The 1536-nt window shown below is 63.7% G+C and carries 1 protein-coding gene; it reads right to left on the bottom strand.

Annotated features, from left to right (window positions below; all coding sequences use genetic code 11):
* The coding region (locus IEV67_RS18860) for an IS30 family transposase (RefSeq protein ID WP_444543183.1) at positions 1–1190 on the bottom strand (1190 nt) is incomplete at its 3' end.
* Positions 1191–1536: the final 346 nt, after the last annotated feature.

Below are 1536 nucleotides of genomic sequence, written 5' to 3'. Positions count from 1 at the left end.
TCGGCTGGAGTGTCCCAATCGAGCGTCTTGCGTGGACGTTCGTTGAGGTCCTCGGCGACGCGCTGCAATTCGGCGGGCGTGTGGCGGGAGAGGTCGGTGCCTTTCGGGAAGTACTGGCGCAGGAGACCGTTCGTGTTTTCGTTGCTTCCGCGTTGCCAGGGGCTGCCTGGATCACAGAAGTAGACGGCCATGTCGGTGGCGACCTGGAAGCCTACGTGCCCCGACATCTCGGCTCCCTGGTCCCAGGTCAGCGAGCGACGCAACGCGGCGGGCAGCTCGGCGACGGTGGCGATGAGGCCATCGCGCACGGTCTCGGCCGTGTGGTCGTGCTTAAGATGCACGAGCGCAACGAAGCGGCTCGATCGCTCGACGAGCGTTCCGATTGCTGATCGCCCCATCGTGCCGACGATGAGGTCACCTTCCCAATGACCGGGGACCGCGCGGTCAGCGGCATCAGCGGGGCGCTCGGTGATGGAGACCATCGGATCCACGAAGCGACTGGTCCTCTTCGCTGGATCGCGCCGTGGTTTCCGTGTTGTCCGTCCGCGCCTCATCGCGGTTGCGATCTCGCGCTTCAGCGCACCGCGCCCTTGGACGTAGATCGCCTGGTAGATCGTTTCGGTGCTCACCCGCATCCCTTGATCGTTGGGGAAGTCTTTCACGAGCCGGTGGCTGATCTGCTCTGGCGACCATCGTTTACGCAACTTGCCTTGGACGTACGCGCGCAAATTGCTAACGGGCTCGAGTTTGCGGGCATGGCACCTTGGCCGGCGTGATGCCGCGATGCGGTGCGCTGCGTAAGGAAGATAGCCGACTGTGGTGGCAGTGTTGCGGGCGATCTCACGACTGATCGTCGACGCGCTTCGTCCCAGCGCCCGCCCGATCGCTCTCATCGAATCCCCACGGCTGCGCAGATCGTGAATGCGTTCCCGTTCGATCAGGCTCAGGTAGCGGGAATCGACAACGGTTTCCAGGCGTGCCAAGTCGACCGGAGCACCTCTCGTATAGGCCTCGCGTGGGTTCTTCACGTTTGCCAGTATCGCCGCCTGCCGATAACGAACGACGCGCCCATCAGGGTAGACGCGCCCGCCCGGAATCTGCTTGATGCCCTTATCCCAGTCCTGCGCCGAACGCTTGTCCACCCCGACCTGTCTGGCAGCGTCCGCCCGGCTGACACCGTCAGCACGCAACCGCTCAAACTGTGCTCGTTGAGCACGGGTGTCTTTCCCGGTGAAGATCCCCGCCTGATGCGCCCACTTATAGCAAGTGACCCGCACGAACCCGAGCTCCTTAGCGACCTTCGACACGTTCCCTGTCAACGCCAGCAGGCGGAAGAACTCGGCCTTGTCCTCCGTCGTATAGACCCGGCTCTTCACCCGCGGAGTCGAGACGCCAGCCTCATTTCGCCACCGGTAACACGACTCGACACTCAAGCCCAGCTCGGCCGCGACAGCACGGATCGTGCCACCGCGATCAAGGCGGCGGAAGAACTCATCCCGCTCCTTCGCCTTGTACTGCGCGTTCTCTCGACCCCTT

This window comes from Microbacterium murale (genome assembly GCF_014635185.1).
In the GTDB taxonomy this organism is placed as follows: domain Bacteria; phylum Actinomycetota; class Actinomycetes; order Actinomycetales; family Microbacteriaceae; genus Microbacterium; species Microbacterium murale.
The sequence above is the reverse complement of the archived record's forward strand: the minus strand, read 5'-3'. Positions and strand labels throughout refer to the sequence as shown.